An 18,986-nucleotide genomic window follows, 5' to 3' on the forward strand; every position below is an offset into this window, starting at 1 on the left:
TTGAATGGCGAAGCGCACGAGAGAGTTTGAAGGCGTCGAGCATACAGACGTTGTTCGCTTATCCTCCCGGCGCGAAAGGAGGAAAAGCCTCACCGAATGGGTGAAGGATTGCCACAACGATCCCGCTGACGTTCTCAAGCCCTATTTTGGCTTGGCTGTCATAGCTCTGCTCTTGTCTTGGGCACCATTCTGGCCGGAACTTCTGGCGATTGGCGCGGTATTCCTCGCTCTGTCACAGGGGAGCTATGCCCGTAAGTTGTGGGATGCCCCTTACCGGGTTCCGATGGACCTCGGCAAAAAGGGCTTCAAAGACAAGTCTACAGGCGACGTTGGCGCTGGCGTCATTTACCACGGAGTAGGCCGGGGGGCGTACTCTGGTCAGGAGGTGTGGTCTGCCGCGAAAGACATCCAGACCCACAGAATGGTTCTTGGCGGCACCGGTTCCGGTAAGTCCGAAGAGATATTTGGACTTGTGTTCAATGCCCTTTGCCTGAACAGCGGTGCGATTATGGTTGACGGTAAGGCATCGGCCGATACCCTCAACTCACTGAAGAAAATCACCCGCCTTTTCGGTAGGGATGAGGACTTTCTCACCCTCAACTTCATGATGGGCGCGAAGGATTTTTACGGCCATTCCGAAGTCAAGTTGACCAACACTTTCAACCCCTTTTCGATGGGGTCATCTGACCAGAAAAGCACGCTGATGGAAACATTCATTCCGCCAGCAGAAGGATCGAACAGCGTGTTCGCGCAGCGAGCTATGCAGCTCAACAAGGCGCTTCCCCGGCCTCTGACTTTCCTTCAAGAGCGGGGATATGTTGACTACAATCCGCGACTGCTGACAGAGTTTTTCCAGCTTAATAACGTTGAAAACCTCGTATGGTTTGGCCGCTTCAGGGACAAGCACGGCCGCGTAGTCAGCCTGCCGGATGAAGGCAAGCATGAAGATTTTCTTCGGTTGAAGCAGGCTTGCCAGAGCTTGGAGCAGGTTCTTCTCGATCTGCCGGGCTATAGCCAGGTCATGCCGAAAGAGCCGCCTCCCATGATCGACGCCAACGATACGAAGATTGCGATGGCGCTCCTGTCTGGCGAAAACGAGGTCGAAGCGCTCTCCCGAGAAATGATAGAAAGCTATCGAAAGCTCGCGGGAGGCACGGGCGGCGGCGATCAGAACCAAGCGAACGAAACTTCTCGTGCCGAGGTGTACCGACAGTGGGGTTACATGACGATGAGCCTGTCGGAACCCGCTGCGATGCTGACCTATTCCTTCGGGCATGTGTTTAACGCGCAGGTCGGTGAAATCAACATGAGCGACGTTTTCCTGAACCGTCGCATAGTGTTTGTAATGATCCCCTCGCTCGAAAAAGCTCCACCAAGCACAGCGGCTCTTGGAAAGATCACGGTTGCGGCTGTGAAACAGGTTCTCGGCAACCTGCTCCATAAGCCGCTTGAGGGCGACCGCCGCAGTATTGTGGACGCATCACCTAGCAAATCGAACATGCCCTATCCGCTCATTTTCGATGAGTACGGATATTATGTTGTCGAGGGATTTTCTGTCGCCGCTGCGCAAGCCCGCTCTTTTGGGGTTTCATGCACGTTCGGTATGCAGACGCCCGACTCTCTCGAAAAAGCCTCCCCGCAGGAAGCCCAAGAGACGCTTCAGAATACCACGTTGAGGCATATTGGCCGTTTCGTCGGGGGCGAAGACAGCAACACATTTAAGCTGATCCGGGGGTGGGGATCCAAAGTGATGACCCCTGTTTCGAGAGGGATGAAGGTTGATCAGCGCGCTGCCTTCAAGACCACCCGTTTGAGTGATGAGGTCAGTTACGAAGAAGAGGACGTGATCAAATATGCCGACATCGCAGGGCAGCAAGACGGCCAATTCCATTTGATCGTAGGCACGCAGACGCGGGAAGGTCGGATTCGACGTGGTGAGAGCCGGACGATCCGCTATACCGCTTTCTATACCGGTGGGGTCCCTGAAGTCACAGAATGGCGGCTAAACCATTTTGTGCCGGTAAAATCTCGTGATCCTGAATCGATAGAAGCAATTCGCAAGCGTGATCGCCAAGAGAAGATGCTTGAGGAGCTGAGCGCGGAAGGCATCAAAGAGTGGTCATTTACGCAGGCTGATCCGACGAGGCGATATCTCGACCATAAGGATCGTGACGGCATTGCGGTTCTGCTCCGTGATATTCTTACGACGCTTTCAAGTGTGATCCGCGATGAGCGGTTTAGAAGGAGCAAGCCAAAGGCTGATACGCCTATCGAGGTTGTGGCTGAAACCCTGAAAAATATGCTGGAAAGCGGCATCGTTTCGCAGGGGCAGCTCGATGCTGCAATTGTCGAAAGCCTCGCCGCGCTAGACAGCAGCAGCGGCGCTATCTCGGTAAACCGCGAGATCGACCAATTGGAGGATGCGCTGAAGGCGCGCTACGCGGATAGCATTTCCAGCGCAGGGTTGTCGGCAACGGATAGCGAGCTGGCAATGGCGGCGTTTGGTGTCTTGATTGACCAGCCTTTGCGTGTGGCAAGGCGTACAGCTCTTCGCAACAATTCCATTCGAGCGGCGACTTTGAATACAGGGGCGCTTTTGGCTGCTGCTGAGTGAGGACTTTAACTCGTGAGCGACCTAAAATCCTTGATATGATTGGGGATTTGACATATATTTAGAAACGGAAATTAATGTCGAATTTTTTGCAGGAGGTTAAGGTGTTGGAATTCTTCGGAAAAAAACCAAAGCCCCAGATGCGTGCTGCGGATGTTCGCGACCTCTATAATGCAAGCCTCTTTAATGGCCTGACGCTTGTAGAAGGAAATGCAACGGCAGAAGGTACGTTGACGAACCTCCTGATCCAAGGCGAATGCGCAAGGCTTACTCTGGTCGATCTGCTGGAGGAAACCCGTGCTCTTCACGAGACGCAAAAGGCGCTTCTGGAAGAGATGAGAGCCGCCCGACTGGCGAATGACTCTCGGAACGCCGCATAAAATAATTCTGCAACTTGCGAGAGACGGAAGGCACCTGCCATATAGGCCGGTGCCTTTTTTATTTGGGGTGGAATCATTGGACAGGAGAGGACATGCAAATGAAACGAATAGCTATTTTGATTATTTGCGGACTGCTTGCTGGCTGCGGAGATAAGGGGCCGAGTCACGCGGAAATTGAAGGAGCTGTGATGAGCCGCATGGCACAGCAGTATCAGGAGGCCGTACAAGCGTATGGTGCCGCCGCCGCCGAGTGGCATGTTATCCCGCCTCAGGCTGTGAAGATCGTTTCAATCGACAATATCCGGTCTCAGGATGACGCAACCTATCTTGCCGATGTGACCCTAGAGCGCGTCAAAACGGGCGCGAAGGATACTCGGGCCTTGAGTCTGCGGATGATCGAGGGCGCTTGGCGCGTCGTCAGCCAGTAGGACAGCGGCGCGAGGTCTCGTGAAGCGAGACACATTTACAACTGCCCGGAAATGTTTGATAGAAAAATTGATTCTAAAATCGTTGTCGTTTAAGGTGGCGACGGTTGATTTGTAGATGGCTTTCGCTCGATGGCGAAAACCGGTTTATCGGGTTCTAACAACGGGATTGTCATGGCTGAGACCACGTCATCGAAGGAAAGCGTTTCGGGAACGCAGAAGATTATCATTCAGGGAATTTGGGCTACGGCATTCGTTGGCGTAGCCTGCTTGGGGGTCTTTGTTTTACCGAAGCAGTTTGCGCCGCAGAGCGCACCGCCCATGATGAACGGCTACCAGCCTCAGCCGGGCCAATATCCGCAGCAATCGCAGGGCCAGTATCCGCAGTTTCCGGGGCAGCAGCCGGGCTTCTATCCGCAGCCGGGTCAGTATCCACAGCAACCTCAGTATCAGGCGCAACAATTCCCGTTGCAGCAGCCTTACCAGCCTCCGCAGGTCCAATACCAGCAGCAGCCGGTACAGCAGCAACCGGTGCAGCAAACTCAGCAGACGCAGCAGGCTCAGCCGAACGCCATCGCATCGGCGCAACCCATTACCCGGCAAGGGGTCGATTCCGGGTATGAAATTGCCGACCTGAATGTAGCAAACCAATTGCTGACCGGCCTAGCCTCACTGGCGAGCATTTCCGACACGCCTGCCGGTCAGCAGGCGAGCGAGAAGAACACCATTGTCATGTTCTTCGATCCTCGGTGCCCGTATTGCCAAGCAGCTCATAAGGCGTTGTCAGGCAAGTACCCGATCCGTTTTGTGCCGGTGAGCGTGCTCGGCGATCAGGCCACACAGCTTGATGCGTTGCCGGGCATTCGGGGTGTCCTGAAACAACAGGATAAGGTCAAGGCGCTTCACAATCTGATGGCACAGCAGACGCAAGGTCTCGACATGTCGCCGGATGCCAACCTCGACAAAGAGGTCAACCAGAACTTCGAGGTTTGGCTGACGCTGGCGGCAAATCTGCCTGATCGTGCTCCAGCAGTACCGCTTTTCGTGGTGCCGAAAGCTTCTGGCAAAGTCGCCGTTCTCAAGGGGTGGGACAATTCCATGATGCCGGTTGTCGATGCTCTCCTGAAGGAATGAGGGTCGCCAATGGGGCTTTTCGATAAGAAGAAGAAATTCAGTGAGGTAAGGGTGCCAAAGTTCGCTTTGGCTACTCTTCCCGATCCGGTCGCGCCTTCTATCGCGCGTGAACAGATTATCGCCAAGCAGCAACAGCTTACGATCTTATGGACGGCGCTGATCGTGGGGACGCTCGCAGTGCTGTTATTCGGATATGTTTTACAGGCAAATGCGGTGACTGAACCTTACGTCGCCGATGGCGGGGTTTTTGGTTGCCCGGTGCCGATTTTGCAGGGGAATACGGCGCGGTGAAGTCGAAAGAGGCTATTTTAGAAGACAATGCAGCGATGGCCGCGATCTTGCGGAACATGCGCGTTTTCACGCTGCTTTTGGCAGTTGCCGTTGTTCTGATCTATGTTCATCTGGCGCAAATTCTTTATGCGCGGTTCGTAAAATTCCCGGCAACTGCCTTCTTGGGCACGACTGATGCTCAGTCAGTGTGTGCGCCTATCGGCCTTGATGAGCCGATGGTGGCAGACGCGACCGCTCGCGACTTTGCGGTAAACGCGATCCGCATGATCCAAACCTACGATTGGACTTCTTGGCGCGACCAGATCAACAGCAGCACGTCGCTTTATATGACGCTTGAAGGCCGCAACAATTATCGTCTTTCGGTCAGCGAGTGGGGCATCATCAAGGATGTCGTCGCGAAATATCAGAACGCTACCGCAACCCAACGCGGTCCCGCAGTGATATCGAGGCAAGGGCCAACTCGACAGCCGGACGGTACGTCTCGCTATGAGTGGGAAATCGTCGTCCCAATGACGCTGATCTACCGGAACTCGCAGGATCGTCGGTCGGAAAACCGTGATTTCTATGCAACGATCGTTCGTACTCACAAATCCCCTCTTAATCCAAAGGGTATTGCGATTGGTCGCCTTGTCTCGACGCAGCCAGTCGAAGAAGGGGGGCGTCCATGAAAGGTGTCGAGATCTACCGCTTTGCGATTATAGGTCTTGGCGGTCTCTTTGGCCTTGGTGTCGTTGCGAGCTTCGCGATGACGGCCGACACCTATCTGATGAAACCTGTCACGCAATTTGTCTGGCGTGAGCAGGGCACCGGCAGCTCGTGCAACGCGACGGTCCTGAAAGAAGCTGCGATCAGTCAAGCGAGGCTTATTGATTTCGCTTCTGATGCCGCAGTCGCGGTCAATTCATACGACTACTATAATCAGGCGACGATCATCGGTTCGGCTCTGAGGCAGTATTTCACGCCTTCTGGCCAAAACTCCTATGTTCAGGAAGTGAACCGTACCGGCTCCCCTATCGCCTTTAGAGAGAACTTCGTTACGCAAACAGCTTACCGATCCGGCGTTCCGAACATCAAAGAGGTCGGCTTTTTGCAGGGACGCCGTTTTTGGCGAGTGGAAGTCCCTATCGTTCAATTTCAGCAGTCAAACGTGGACACGAGGCGGTCGGACATATTGCTGACGATGCTGATTGTTGCGCTTCGGCCCTCCGAGGCCAACCCGAACGGGATCGGGATAGACAGCATCAGCGCCACACAGAATTTCAACAAGAACGAGTCTTGATGGAGCAGGGCATGAAGATGAAGACCAAAGGGGTTCCGGTAGCGCTGCTACTCTCCGTCATGATGGGAGGCGCGGCTGTCGCGCAAGAACAGCAACAGCAGGACATCAATGCGCCGGTTGGTGAGCAAGGGATACCTCGGCAGGACCCCGGCCAGTATCAGCAGCAGCCAGGTACGCAGACCTATTCGCAGCAACCGAACCTTCCAGCCCGCGAACTCACGCGGGAAGAGTTGGACAAAATCAGGCAAGGGATGGTGGATCGGACCGAAGGCATGATCCTCAAGCCCAACGAGGTCGGCCGCATCAGGGACGCCACGCTAGGTTCTCAGAGTGCTGCTGTCCGGCCGACTTACTCGACCGATCCATACCCGAGCGCATTGCCTCGGGTTGTGAACGCCGCAAAGACACCAATGCAGACGCCTCCCACGGTGCGGATGGCCTTTGGTCTTACGACTCCTGTCACCTTCGTTGACAGCGATGGCTATCCGTGGCCGGTGGCGAACGTAACGTATAACCCGCAGATGCTGGCGCAGGATGGGGCAGGATGCGGAAACGCTACAGGCGCTCAGGCGAGCGAAGCCGGTGAGCGGCCTACCACGATCAACCTTACTCCCTGCTATTTCGAGGTGTTTGGCAACATCAACGTGGCGCTTGATAAGTGGCCATATCCCATCGTGTTGTTGACGCAATCCGGCTTCCGGCCGCAGGGCGGTCAGAAGGTGAGTATCGACATGCCTTTGACTGTCGTGATCGAGGGGCGGTCTCCGCTCGCTGAAAAAGTGAGGCCGGTTTCTCTGAAGGGGCGGAATGCGCCGAGCGGCAGGAATGTCGCCAGAAGGCCGGTGCCGCAGAGCGACTTGGCAACCTATATCATCGGTAGGATACCGGCCGGGGCAAGGTCAGTAGCCTTGGAGGGTGCGCCTGATCTACGTGGCTATACCACGCCTAACGGTGATCTGGTCGTCGTCGGTCATGTTGAAATGCTCACTCCGCAGTTCGCGCAAAAGGTCCCCACACCGGATGGGGAGACGGCCTATAGGTTCAATGGGCTACCTTATCGCGTGCTTTTCTCCGACAGATCGGGCGTGGAGCGCCCCGCAACGGTTCGATACTAAGAGGGGTTGACCATGAATAAGCTCGTTATTGGCGCAGCAGGGGCATTGGTCGTTGCTATCGGAGCCGGGGCCTTCATGCTTTCGGGGCAAACGGCACCTGACCGTGGCGCTGGCACAGCCAGCAATCTTCCGAATGGCCAAAATGTGCCGCGAAACGATCAAATGACGCCGGTTGATACAAACGAGGCCAACAGGCGCGCTACCGTCAACAATGAGGACGCGCAGCAAGCTCGCCAAGGCGGAAGGGATTATCAAGCTCCTACCGTGATTACCGGGGTAGGCCCGGCTGACAAGGGCGAAGAACCTGTTGTTCCGCCAGAGAAGAAGGCCGAGCCGGAAGAGCGCGTCATCAAGGAGACCACGGAAAGAACCGTCTATGTGACGCAGGTTCCGGTGCAGCAGCCCGTATCGGATCAGGCCGCTAGAGCAGCCATTCAGGCACAGATCGATGCGCTTGCTCGTGGTGGCAACGGGAATGGGGGGAATGCGCCCCGCGTTCAGATGGCAACGCAAAAATACAAAGCACCGGAAGTCAAGGAAGAGAAACAGGCAGGGCCAGTAGCAAAGCCGCAGCCCAAAATGGTGATGCTGGCCCGCACTGGCGATGTTATTTTCGCGCGTCTGGATCGGGCTTTCAATTCCGACGATCCGGGCGCTCCGATTATCGTGTCGCTCGATGACGTGATCTACGACCCGGCTAGAGGCACGCGTAATGGGCCGTTGACGGGCATGCGCCTCGTGGGCCAGATCAGCTACTCCGACAATCAGGCGGCGATCTCCTTCAATCAGATCGTCACCAACACAGGTGCTCAATTTCCGGTGACGGCAATTGCCGTGTCGGAAACGCAGGCCCGCACCGGAATTGCAGCAGACGTAGATAAACACACGTTGCAGCGATACAGCGGGCTGTTTCTGTCTTCTATCCTGCAAGGCGTCGGTCAGGTCGGCCAGCAGCTCGTCCAGAATAACAGGACCGTTGCGGTTAGCGATGGTGTCATCGTATCTGGCCGGGAGCCTGTGAACTATGGACAGGCAGCTCTCGCCGCATTGCAGCCGCTTGGCCAGAACCTTTCACAAGCCGCAGCCAGCAATTTCAGCCGCCCCCCTACGATGTCGGCTCCGGCCGGGATGGGCTTGGGCGTCGTCTTCTTGGCGCCAGTGGTGATCCCGCAAGGGGTGCGATAAACCCGTGGGAGGGCCGAGATGAACCCAAATAACCAGAACCTAGAGACCATGGGGCAATCGTTTTATGAGTTTCTGGCATCAGCCGGAAACTTGATCCCCGTGATCTTTGCCCTTCTGAGCTTGGTCATTTGCCTGAAAACCGGCGTCAATATCTGGCTGATGGTTCAGAGCGAAAATGACGGTTTCACCGGCCACGGTGAGCAAACCGTGTACGGCCAAGTGATTGCCTTTGTCTTTGGTGCCCTGCTTGGGATTTCTGCTGTCGTCACCTACGCGCTTTCCAGCATGTGGGGATAGCCTTTCCGGCTATCGGTAACTTGTGCGTTTTGGAGGTCTGCCCATGGCGTTAGAGCCAGAAAACCGGGAAGAGGTCGAACGAGGAAAGCATGTTCTTGCCGAACTAGCATCGGCAAGGTCGCATGTCACAGAACCGGCGCTCAACGCAACCACGAGGGATGAAGCGGTCATTAAGCTTCACGACGCCGTTGTCGCCGCGAAGGCGGAGGCGAGATCCGGCAATCGCTATGTGCTCGATCATGCGAAGCGATATCCCACGGAATACGGTTTCCTTGACGATGGATTTGACGAGGAAAGTGAGGTTCGCGCGTATGAGCGGGCCGTTGAGGCTTTTGGCGAACAGAATGTAGCCGTGGTCAACGGCATTCTGGAAGAAATCGATTCCCTTTATCAGTCGTCTACCGACATCGAGCGTCCTGAACCGTCTTACGACGCTGAGACAGGCTCGTACATGTACAATGCTGATGGGGAAGATCAGGGATGGCGGGAGAGTGCTCGCGCTGACATCGAGCGTAGAGTTGATGCGGCTTGGCAGCGGCTGATGGCACTTCACGATGACGGTAACGGATATGTCGAGCAGGCCGCTCAGAGCAATGCGGAGCTTTTCGCTCGCATGGTTGAACGGAAGGCTGCGATGGAAGATGCGCGGCAGAATGTGCCCGGCAGTTGGGAAAATCCGATCCAGATCGGCCACAGCATCGAGCAGCAACTGAGGTACGCGGCGAGCGGCGAGGCCCGACCCCAATCTACCGTCGAAGGAGATGCCATGAAAAATCCAGAACCCGTTCCGGGCAGTTGGGAAAACCCGATCCAGATCGGCCATAGCATCGAGCTACAGCAGACCTATGCGGCCAGCAAAAGCCTCGAACCTTCGCGGGAACGCCGGGTAATTCACGACGCCAAGCCCGATTCAGTCGAGATGTTCCGCGAGCTTTATCAGGATGTGGTTCGGACGGGCGATAGTTTTCCAATTGGAGCGCTTGAGCGCCATGCAGAGGGCCGATTGCAGCAGACCTATGCCGCACTGGTGCTGATCGAGAACGCAAGGGCTGCTGGTATCATACCAGAGAATTCGAAATTCGTTGCGACCGGCGCAAAGGTGCAAGACAAACGCGCCAGTAAGGCATATCCGGCCGCGCACAGGCTCCCGGCCGATCTATCGATTCAAGCTTCTGATGGCTCTCTTCGCCGACTGACGGATCATCTGACTGTCGATCTTGATCGCATATGGGTCGATAAAAACATTTTTGCTCCCACAGACCGCATTCATCGTCTTGCGAACGTCGCCGATCAGTGGGTGGAAGACGGTGGCATGAAGACAGCCTTCGTCAACGCTGCAAATGCCGTTTCGAGCGGCAAGCTGACGGCAGAGGAAGCGCTGGAAGATATCGTGCAGCCGGGTTATGCCGCCGCTCATGCGCGAGCGCTCGAAAAGGTCGAACGCAATTTCACGCTCATCGAGCGGCAAGCACTCTCGCAGAGGATCGTAGATCAGCACGGCCAGCCTTATCGGAAGGTGCCAGAGCCTACGGTCCTGAAAATCAAAGGCTTGGAGGAACGCGCTGCCGCGAAAGATGTGATGGAGCGCACGCTTAAAGCCTATAGCCGCATGGAAGAGCTTTCGCCGTCCCTCCGGATGAAGAGTAATCTGGCGGTGAATGGCATCATCGACAATGAAATTCGGCTCCGAGAGCATGGACCCAATTCCCGTCGCGCACTTGCTCCGGGTGAGGCGATGGTTGAAGCCCGCCGTGCCGCTGGTGAGGCCAATACGGCCCTTACGAAACAGATGGATGAGATCATCCAGCTTGGAAATAAGGCGTCTGCTGCTGCTGCCGCAGCCTCCGATCCGTCTCGACCCATGGAAGCCCGAATGCGGGCAATGGGCGATGCTGGCGCTTATGGCGAGGCAATGAAAACCGCATGGGCCAAGTTGCAGAACGAGACCGGCCCGCAAGTTGTCAAAGGGTTATCTGAACGTCTTGAACGGTGTGGACCGCACGCGGGAGGGCATCTGGCGGCTGTTAGATCGCGCCTCGCCTCGCCTCCAAAAGAGGTTCTGCAGGCGGCAAACCAGATTGAAGACGCACAGGAGAAACTACAGCGCGCCAACCGTAGCCAGGTCGATTTCGGACAGCAGAATTCGGTTCGCCAGTCGTTTGGCCAGAGGCCAACGCCATCGATGGAGTAACGGACCATGGCGACGAACAAAGAGCCGTCCAAGATTGCCTTTCTGCCCGAGTTGCAGGGCAGTGAGGCTATGACAGCACTGATAGACCGGGTGCGCGGGCTGGCGGCAAGCAACCAGTTTCCTAATGCTCTCAGTGCGATTGATGAATCTTTGGAACATCGAGTTCGGATCGCCGAAGGTTTCGCTTCCAGCACGTTCAACACAGATTTTGAGAATTTACCTGATGACGCCGATTTAGGCGGCTTCCTGTATCGCTTTACCCCGAGGGACCGCACATGAGCATGTTCAACCGGAATGCTGACCAGTTTTGTGATTTGAGCGGCTTCGATCCAGACACCCCGCGTCCCGTCATATTTGCACATGATGGCTCCGACATCACTCTGATCGAGATCAAGGGGATTCGCTCGATCACATCGGAAGTCGAATTTGCGGATCGTATGGTCGACATTTTTTCGGCCGAGTTGGCGCAGGTAATGAAGACGCCCGGCCATAACATGTCGATTTCATATGAATGCTCCTACAATGCCGAGAAGGTGGTTGATGAGCATCTTGACCGCGCCCGACATAATGCCGAGCTGAAACAGTTGCGGATCGATACGATCCTGCGGGAAACGCGCGATGTTATCCTGAAAAGGGCGGTCAATGAGCGGGTTATAATGGCCCTCACGTCACGGCCGGTAGCAGGGCCGCAGCGTGAAATGATGATGCAAAAAAAGGCCAACGATGAGGCCCGTAGCGAGCTGCCGGCGATGCGGTCGGCAATGGACCCCTTCATTGAGCTAAAAGGGCTGGAAGGCCCGCACATGGCCTATGTCCAGAGCGTCCTTTCGGCCTTAAGACGGTGTGGCGTCATGGCCGAGATCATGCGACCGAAGGAAGATGGATCGCGACCGGACATAGCGGCAATCAGGCAGGGCATCTTTTATCATGAGACGCCAGATGACTGGTTGCCTCACGAACCCGGCGCTGTGAAATATCCGCCGATCAAAAAAACGTTTGATAGCGATGTGTCAGACTTCTTCGCGCAGCCGCTGGCAAAGCAGATTCTCTCGTCAGCTCCTGTCGTTTCCCAAGATATGCGTCAAATTAAGTGGGGGCCGCGCACCTTTTCGGTTTGTCAGGTTCATCGCTTCCCGAAGAATCTCCGGCCGTTCAACATACTTGTTTCGCGCCTGCGGTCGGAAAAAATGCCGTACCGGGTCACTCTGCATCTGGAATCGCTTAATCACGCGGATCGGCGCTCTATCGGGCTGCGGCAGGTTGCTGCGCAGCTCTTGGGCATCTTCAATTCCACGACAAAACTTCTCGGCCAGAATCTTCAGCTCGTAACGCAGGCGCTAGGTTCGGATACAGAAGCCGTTGTGAAGGCCAATCTGGAAGCTGCGACATGGATCGAGCCGCATGAGCGGCAAGAGCTGCTTCCCACGCGCGCCTCGCGTCTTCTGGTGGATATCCAGTCTTGGGGAGATTGTTCGGTTTCGGACAGTCCCGCAAATCCGGTGCGGGTGCTCGCCGAGACTGTCGCCGGTATGAATGCCACATCGAAAGGATGGCGCGGAGTGCTTGCGCCGGTTTCCGACTTGTCGGTCATCATGCCTCTGCACCGCACAGCGCCGGTTTTCCAAGCCGGGGATAGCCTTTTCACGGGCTTGGATGGGTCCCTTCTGCCTCACAGGGCTTTCGCCCCTGAGCAGCCAGCATGGCTCACGCTTGGCAGCGCCGGTACAGGTTCGGGTAAGTCGGTCCTTTTCAACCGGATGAATTTTGATCTGATGGCCTATAGGTCAGGCAGTGAATTGCCTTTCATGATGATCGCAGACGTGGGTGTGTCATCGAGCGGCTGCATGAACTTGCTGAAGGAGCTGCTTCCGCCTGAGCGGCAGAATGAGGTTTTGTATGTTCGGCCGAAAAACACGGCCGAGTGGGCGGTTAATCCCTTCGACATTTCGCTTGGGTCACGTAGCCCCCTCGACCGCGAGAGGGTTTACCTGAAGAACTTCCTTTTGACAGCGATCCCGATGAAGGAGGATCTGCTTCCCGAGCTGATGACGCGCATTATTTCCCGCGTTTACGAGGTGAAGAGCGATCTCAGCATCGATTCACGTCCTAACCGTTGGCAGGCGAACCTTGATCCGGTTCTGAATGATGCCGCCACTGCCGCTGGTATCGTTTTGAGCGACAAAACGCGCTACTGGACGCTCGTGGACGAGTTTATGCGGCGTGGAATGCCTGAGATGGCTTCGAGGGCGCAACGCTACGCAGCGCCCCGCTTCAAGGATATTGCGACCATCATTGCAGAGCCGCAAATGAAGAAAGACTTCGGCGATGCGATGCTCGAAAAGCTGCAACGCTATCTGGAAGCGCTGGAAGCCGCCTATCCGATGTTCGCCAGCCATACCACGATGGAAACCGGCGCTGCTCGAGTCATGGCCGTCGATCTTCAAGACCTTCTGACGGTCGGCTCGCTCAATGATGAGTTGAGCCGGAAAAACACCCTGATGTTCCTCATGACGCGACAGTTGTTCATGGCAAAGATCGCTGGCGACAAAGATGACATCCGCGCCATGACCTTCCCACAAGATGAGGCCATTCGGACGCTCTATGAGGATTATTGGACACGGCAGTTCCAGACAATCGCCGAGACCCCGAAGCGCCTGATGATGGACGAATACCATCTAACCGGCACTATCGACACCATTAACGAGGTGGTCTGGCATGATTGCCGTACAGGTCGTAAGTGGAATCTTGAAGTTTGCTTGGTCAGTCAGGAGCTAGGCGATTTCCGTGGCCTCACGTCGCAGGCCACCACAATCATGATTTTGAACTCGGATTCGCAGGAAGCCCGCAGAAAGATCATTGAAGAGCTTGGCGGTACAGAAGCCATCGATAAGGCGTTGACGACATATGTGAACGGTCCTGATCCTTCGGACCCTTCGAAGGGCGCGAACGTGCTGGTGATGTATAAGCTGCGAAACGACGAGAAGCGTTGGGTGATCTTCAAGAATGCTCTCGGAGTGCGGATGCTTTGGGCACTTTCCACGAAAGCGGAGGATCGAGCCGTTCGTGATGAAATCTATCGTCGTGTCCCGCTGGATCGGGCACTCGATATCCTCGCCCGGCGCTTTCCAGAGGGAACCGCAATTTCGCGATGGAATGAGATCGCACGTTCGAAAAAGCGGAACAATGGTTCACTCGCAAAGGTGCTGGCGGATGAGGTCATGCAGTACGATGCACAATACTCGTACCAGCAAGCAGCGGAATAAGAATGTCAGCTTTGCATTTCACAACGAAAACGTTATCTGATATGTTGTGAATGCCAGTGGGTTGTAGTATTACCGAAATCGATTGTTCGCCCCCGAAACAGGGATGAAAAGGAGATGGGAATGAGCGGAGTCAGTTCGGCCATGACGGCTGTGAAGGACAAATATTATGGGGCACTTGCTACTGCGAGTGTATCCTACTTTGCGTTGACGACATGGGCGTTCGCACAGGGGGCAGACCCCAAAGCGCCGCTCGATTTCCAGAAACAGGCGCAGTCGGCCGCAGCCAGTTCTCGTCTGAACCCGGACGATGCCCAATCGGGCTTGAACAATGTTGGCTCGACGTTCCTGTACGCTGGCAGTGCGCTCTCCATCATGTTTGCGCTCTATTCGCTCTACAAGTGGTGGGATGCCGTCAACAACGAGCAGAGCCGTCACAGTGCTGGCGGATCGTTCATGGCAGCGTGTATCGCTGGCGTGATCGGCATTGTCGGCATCTTCGTCGGTTGGGTGCAGTCCGTTGCTCTCGGAGGCGGGAGCTAATCCCTCCAAAGAGGCGTCACGACACGAAAGTGGCGAATCTGTCCGACTTTTAAGAACGTATCCGGAACTCAGGTTGGTTTGACCGTGGTTGTCGTTGCTTTTTCGGCCTTGAGAGCTTCGTAGAGGGCGGTTTTCCCTATTTTCACGCGGGCCGCGGCTTCCCGGACGTTCAAACCGGCCGCCAGATGCTGGCGGGCTTTGGCAAGTTTGTCCGGGGTTACGACGACTTGTCGGCCACCGCGTCGGCCGCGTTCCTCTGCGGCTTGCAGACCGGCACGTGTTCGTTCCCGGATCAGATCGCGCTCGAACTGTGCCAGCGCGCCGAACAGGTGGAAGACCAGGCGACCGCCGGATGTCGTGGTGTCGATGTTTTCGGTGATGGATCGGAAGCCGACGCCTTTGGCCTCCAGTTCGGTGATGATCTCGATGAGGTGCTTCATCGACCGGCCGAGGCGGTCGAGCTTCCAGACTGTGAGCGTGTCGCCGTCGCGAACGTAGCGGATCGCCTCAGCCAATCCGGGGCGGTCAGTCTTCACGCCGGATGCCTTATCCTCGAACAGCCTTTCACAACCTGCTTTGCGCAAAGCGTCGAGTTGCAGGGCGGTGTCCTGCTCGCCGGTGGAGACCCTTGCATAGCCGATAGAGGTCATGAGACGTGGTTTGTCCGTTTTTCCGTTGAATTCGGACATTGTCCGATTTGCCGTTTCATGACAAGGTTTGCGGACAAGAACTGTGGATGCCGCGAAACGTTCGTTTGTCGGACACGCATTTTCCGTTTCGCTGCACTCTCCGCGGCGAAACGGGAAGATCAGTGAATGGCGCGAAGAGCATTACTGAGCGAGGCATGGTGGCAACAGGCGACGATCATCCCGGATAACGAAAGGGAGATCGCCAAACATTATACGCTGGATCGATCGGATCTCGACCTGATCATGCGACAGAACAAGGCCGCGAACAGACTGGGCCTCGCCTGTGTTCTGGCCACGCTACGATACCCTGGCCGACCGCTTGCGGATGGCGAGGTCCTGCCGGCTGGCGTCTTACGATTTCTGGCGCGGCAGATCGGCGTCGATCACCATGAGATCGAACGTTATTTCGAGCGCCCACAGACGCGGCGCGAGCATCTGGCCCTGCTTTTCTACAGAATGCAGATGCGTCCGTTTGTGCCTTCGGACGTGCGGGCACTCACAGGCTGGCTGACACCTGCCGCGCAAACCCTGCGCCAGGCCGATGTATTGGCGGATATGGTCGTGGAAGAACTGCGACGCAGGAGAATTCTTTTGCCAGCGCGGCCAGCGCTCGAAGCCATCATTCATGTGGCAATCAGGCGCGGCATTCGTATTGCTCATCGGGCCTTGGCCGGCGGGATCTCAGAAGGCCAAAAGCTCGATCTGGACAAGCTTCTCGATCCGCGTGAGGGGACAAGCGTGACCATTCTTGCCTGGGCGAGAACGCCGGCATTGTCGCCAGCCGCCGTCAACCTCGACAGAATTGCCGAGCGCATTCGTTTTCTCCGGTCTCTGAACCTGCCGACGACGTTGATGGATCGAATTCCGGCCAAGGTCTTTGACGAATTTGCTGCAGAGGGGACGCGAATGAGCGCGCAGCATCTGCGCGACCTTAACACCGAACGCCGACATGCTGTCCTGGCTGCAACAGTGCTCCACCTTTCCCGCCATCTCACCGATTGCGCGATCGACATGTTCAAGAAACTCATGGGCATCCTGACGCGGCGAGCCAATAACCAGGCGGCTGCTCGCGTCACCCGATCCGTTCGGGAAGTGCAGACGCCGTTGAAGGACGTTTCAAAAGTCTGCCATGCGATCATCAAGGCCAGAGAGAAGGGTGAGGACATGGCCAAAGCGCTTGATCTGGTCATCCAATGGCCAGCTTTTGCAACCAGTGTCCAGGCGGTTGATACGCTGATCGCGCCGGATGTTATCGACGGTAAAATCGAAATGCTCCAGCGCTATCCGACGATCAGGAAACTGGCGCCACAGTTTCTCTCCACTCTCGTGTTCCGCGGTCACGCAGTGGCGGCGAACCTCTTGCGGGCGCTATCCGTGGTCGCGGGTCTATATCGTACGGGCAAAAGGACCATACCCGACAAGGCACCGATCTCCTTTGCGCCGAAGGGCTGGATGCCTCTCATACTCAAAGATGGAAAGATTGATCGCAGGGCTTATGAGCTTTGCCTTTTCAGCGAATTGAAGCGCCGGCTCGATGCGGGCGATATCTGGGTGGAAGGAGCCAAACGCTTCCAGTCTTTCGAAAGCTTTCTCATTCCCACGCCGACATTCGAGCTGATGCGTGAGGAAGGAGCGCTTCCAATCGCCGTTGATACCGATGTCGAGACTTATCTTCGCCAACAGCGCCAGCTGCTGAACGATGGACTGGCTGACCTCTCGCGTCTGGCCGCAGCCGGCGAGCTCGACGATGTAGAACTGACCGGGGCGGGGTTTAGCGTCACGCCGCACAAGGCTATGTTTCCGGATATCGCCAAGTCGCTGAAGCTAAAGGTGGAAAGCCGTCTGCCTGCGATCCGCATCACTGACCTTTTGCTCGAGGTTGACGCCCGAACGGAATTTTCGAACGCCTTTACCCATTTGCGCAGCGGTCGGACGGCCGACAACAAGCTTGCGCTCCTCACCGCCATCCTGGCGGACGGCATCAATCTCGGTCTCACGAGAATGGCGGACGTTTCCCCCGGCATTACGATGCGCCAACTCGCCTGGGCGCACGACTGGCATATTCGCGAGGAAGGTTACACGGCCGCGCACGCCATTCTCGTCAACGCCCAGAGGCAATTGCCTCTGGCAAGCTTGTGGGGCGATGGAACAACGTCATCCTCCGATGGCCAGTATTTTCCGGCGGGCGGACACGCCGAGGCGATCGGCGACCTCAACGGCCGCTATGGTCCCAACCCCGGCGCCAAATTCTACCGGTTCACCTCTGACCAGTACGGCGCTTTCTACATCATCGCCATGAATGCCAATGCGAGCGAAGCCATCTATGTCCTCGATGGACTGCTCTATCATGGCAGCGATCTCGCCATCGAAACCCACTATGTCGATACCGGCGGGGTAAGCGATATGAGCTTCGCCCTTTGCCATCTCGTTGGTTTCCAGATTGTGCCTCGGCTGCGCGGTCTCAAGGATCGCAAGCTCTATCTCTTCCCGGGCGACGCGCCTCCCGAAAACCTGGCGCCGCTCGTTGGCGAGCACATCAACGTCGAGCGGATCAAGGCAAACTGGAACGACATCCTGCGGCTGGTCACGACGATCCGTTCCGGGCAGGTTCGGCCTTCGACCCTGTTGGCAAAGCTGTCCGCATTCCCACGCCAGAACGGACTGGCGTTGGCGCTACGCGATCTCGGTCGCATCAATCGGTCCATCTTTCTGCCCCAGTGGTGGCAGAACCCCGAAATGCGCAGGAACGCGACGGCCGGCCTCAACAAGAGCGAATCCCAGAACACCTTGGCCCGCGCACTGTTCTTCAATCGCCTCGGAGAATTGCGCGACCGGACTTTCGAGAGCCAGTTCTACCGAGCATCTGGACTGAACCTGCTAATCAACGCCATCGTCTACTGGAACACACTCTATCTCGAACCGGCGTTCGCCGAGCTCAACCGCGAGGGCATTCCCACGCCGCTTGACATCATCAAACACATTACCCCACTCGGCTGGCAGCACATCAGTCTCACCGGCGATTACATCTGGACCCCAACAGACGGCGTTGATCTCAGGCCATTGCGGCGCGAAACATCTATCCTCGCAGCGTGATCACCATACGTTCTCAAAAGTCGGACAGATCCAACACTTTCGTGTCGTGACGCCTCGTCGATGTCGGCCGGCATGCCGTGATCGGGATCGGTTTCGCGCCGTTGCGGATCCCACAGGTGATGGGCAACGAATTTCAGGAGGAGGGCTTCGGGCGCCGGCCAGGGCAGCGATTTTCCCGTCGCCGTCAGCGCCCAGGCTTGGAGATAAGCCAGATCAGACGTCAGTGCCCGAAGGGTATTGTCGCCCATGCCCTGGTTGACGAGATGGCGCAGCGTCTCGACATCCTGATCGCTCAACAGCTCGGCGAGCTCGTCGCGGCGCTCGATCGGCAGGACGGCTGCAATCGTGTCGAGTTCCTCGGTGCGGCGTTCGATGGCGGATTTTTGCACAGGCGGCATTTTGGCTCCAAAAACGGGCGGTTCTGGCGTGTTTCAGGCCCGTGACGGAGGCCACTTTTGGTGATTTGCGGCGTCAGATCAATCTATCATCGATA

General features: G+C 56.4%; 16 protein-coding genes and 1 pseudogene. 15 read left to right on the forward strand and 2 right to left on the reverse strand.

Features of this window, described 5'->3' with window-relative positions; translation table 11 throughout:
• The first annotated feature begins 4 nt into the window (after positions 1–4).
• From G3A56_RS27755 to G3A56_RS27820, 14 genes are all read left to right on the forward strand, one after another.
• A complete protein-coding gene (locus G3A56_RS27755; RefSeq protein ID WP_130519735.1) occupies positions 5–2,614 on the forward strand; it encodes a type IV secretory system conjugative DNA transfer family protein in 2,610 nt (869 codons plus the stop codon).
• 101 nt (positions 2,615–2,715) lie between these two features.
• Positions 2,716–2,991: a hypothetical protein gene (locus tag G3A56_RS27760; RefSeq protein WP_130519733.1), complete on the forward strand. Its 276-nt coding sequence runs from the start codon at positions 2,716–2,718 to the stop codon at positions 2,989–2,991.
• A 92-nt stretch (positions 2,992–3,083) separates the two neighbouring features.
• Entirely contained in the window at positions 3,084–3,419 is a 336-nt protein-coding gene (locus G3A56_RS27765) for a lipoprotein (RefSeq protein WP_130519731.1), read from the forward strand.
• A 171-nt stretch (positions 3,420–3,590) separates the two neighbouring features.
• The gene (locus tag G3A56_RS28615) at positions 3,591–4,550 is read left to right on the forward strand and encodes a thioredoxin domain-containing protein (protein ID WP_207900515.1); all 960 of its coding nucleotides are present in this window, start codon (positions 3,591–3,593) and stop codon (positions 4,548–4,550) included.
• A 9-nt stretch (positions 4,551–4,559) separates the two neighbouring features.
• A complete protein-coding gene (locus tag G3A56_RS27775) occupies positions 4,560–4,841 on the forward strand; it encodes a hypothetical protein (RefSeq protein ID WP_130519729.1) in 282 nt (93 codons plus the stop codon).
• Entirely contained in the window at positions 4,802–5,509 is a 708-nt protein-coding gene (locus G3A56_RS27780; protein WP_164057009.1) for a DotI/IcmL/TraM family protein, read from the forward strand. The genes G3A56_RS27775 and G3A56_RS27780 overlap by 40 nt, the downstream gene beginning before the upstream one ends.
• The gene (locus tag G3A56_RS27785) at positions 5,506–6,120 is read left to right on the forward strand and encodes a DotI/IcmL family type IV secretion protein (RefSeq protein WP_130519725.1); all 615 of its coding nucleotides are present in this window, start codon (positions 5,506–5,508) and stop codon (positions 6,118–6,120) included. The genes G3A56_RS27780 and G3A56_RS27785 overlap by 4 nt, the downstream gene beginning before the upstream one ends.
• A gap of 11 nt (positions 6,121–6,131) precedes the next feature.
• Positions 6,132–7,235, forward strand: a complete 1,104-nt coding sequence (locus tag G3A56_RS27790; RefSeq protein WP_164057010.1) for a DotH/IcmK family type IV secretion protein — start codon at positions 6,132–6,134, stop codon at positions 7,233–7,235.
• Positions 7,236–7,247: 12 nt separating this feature from the next.
• Positions 7,248–8,420, forward strand: a complete 1,173-nt coding sequence (locus G3A56_RS27795; protein ID WP_130519722.1) for a DotG/IcmE/VirB10 family type IV secretion system protein — start codon at positions 7,248–7,250, stop codon at positions 8,418–8,420.
• 18 nt (positions 8,421–8,438) lie between these two features.
• Positions 8,439–8,717, forward strand: a complete 279-nt coding sequence (locus G3A56_RS27800; RefSeq protein ID WP_130519720.1) for a hypothetical protein — start codon at positions 8,439–8,441, stop codon at positions 8,715–8,717.
• A 43-nt stretch (positions 8,718–8,760) separates the two neighbouring features.
• On the forward strand, positions 8,761–10,908 hold the full coding sequence (locus tag G3A56_RS27805) for a hypothetical protein (RefSeq protein WP_130519718.1): 2,148 nt from the start codon (positions 8,761–8,763) through the stop codon (positions 10,906–10,908).
• Positions 10,909–10,914: 6 nt separating this feature from the next.
• Positions 10,915–11,187 carry a hypothetical protein gene (locus G3A56_RS27810; protein WP_130519715.1) on the forward strand — a complete coding sequence of 91 codons (273 nt, stop codon included), beginning with the start codon at positions 10,915–10,917 and terminating at the stop codon, positions 11,185–11,187.
• Entirely contained in the window at positions 11,184–14,171 is a 2,988-nt protein-coding gene (locus tag G3A56_RS27815) for a hypothetical protein (protein ID WP_130519713.1), read from the forward strand. Before G3A56_RS27810 ends, G3A56_RS27815 begins: the two co-directional genes overlap by 4 nt.
• Before the next feature lie 120 nt (positions 14,172–14,291).
• Positions 14,292–14,711 carry a hypothetical protein gene (locus G3A56_RS27820; RefSeq protein ID WP_130519711.1) on the forward strand — a complete coding sequence of 140 codons (420 nt, stop codon included), beginning with the start codon at positions 14,292–14,294 and terminating at the stop codon, positions 14,709–14,711.
• Positions 14,712–14,779: 68 nt separating this feature from the next.
• On the opposite strand, the gene G3A56_RS27825 is transcribed toward G3A56_RS27820, so the two are convergent.
• A complete protein-coding gene (locus G3A56_RS27825) occupies positions 14,780–15,361 on the reverse strand; it encodes a recombinase family protein (RefSeq protein ID WP_109614887.1) in 582 nt (193 codons plus the stop codon).
• 165 nt (positions 15,362–15,526) lie between these two features.
• Between G3A56_RS27825 and G3A56_RS27830 the strand changes: the two genes are divergently transcribed.
• Positions 15,527–18,493, forward strand: a complete 2,967-nt coding sequence (locus G3A56_RS27830; protein WP_130519709.1) for a Tn3 family transposase — start codon at positions 15,527–15,529, stop codon at positions 18,491–18,493.
• Here the strand turns inward: G3A56_RS27830 and G3A56_RS27835 are convergent.
• Positions 18,487–18,891, reverse strand: a pseudogene (locus G3A56_RS27835) (integrase); the annotation flags it as partial. The gene G3A56_RS27830 and the pseudogene G3A56_RS27835 sit on opposite strands and share 7 nt — an antisense overlap.
• Between the last annotated feature and the right edge of the window lie 95 nt (positions 18,892–18,986).

The sequence above is a fragment of the Rhizobium oryzihabitans genome (genome assembly GCF_010669145.1).
Lineage (GTDB): Bacteria > Pseudomonadota > Alphaproteobacteria > Rhizobiales > Rhizobiaceae > Agrobacterium > Agrobacterium oryzihabitans.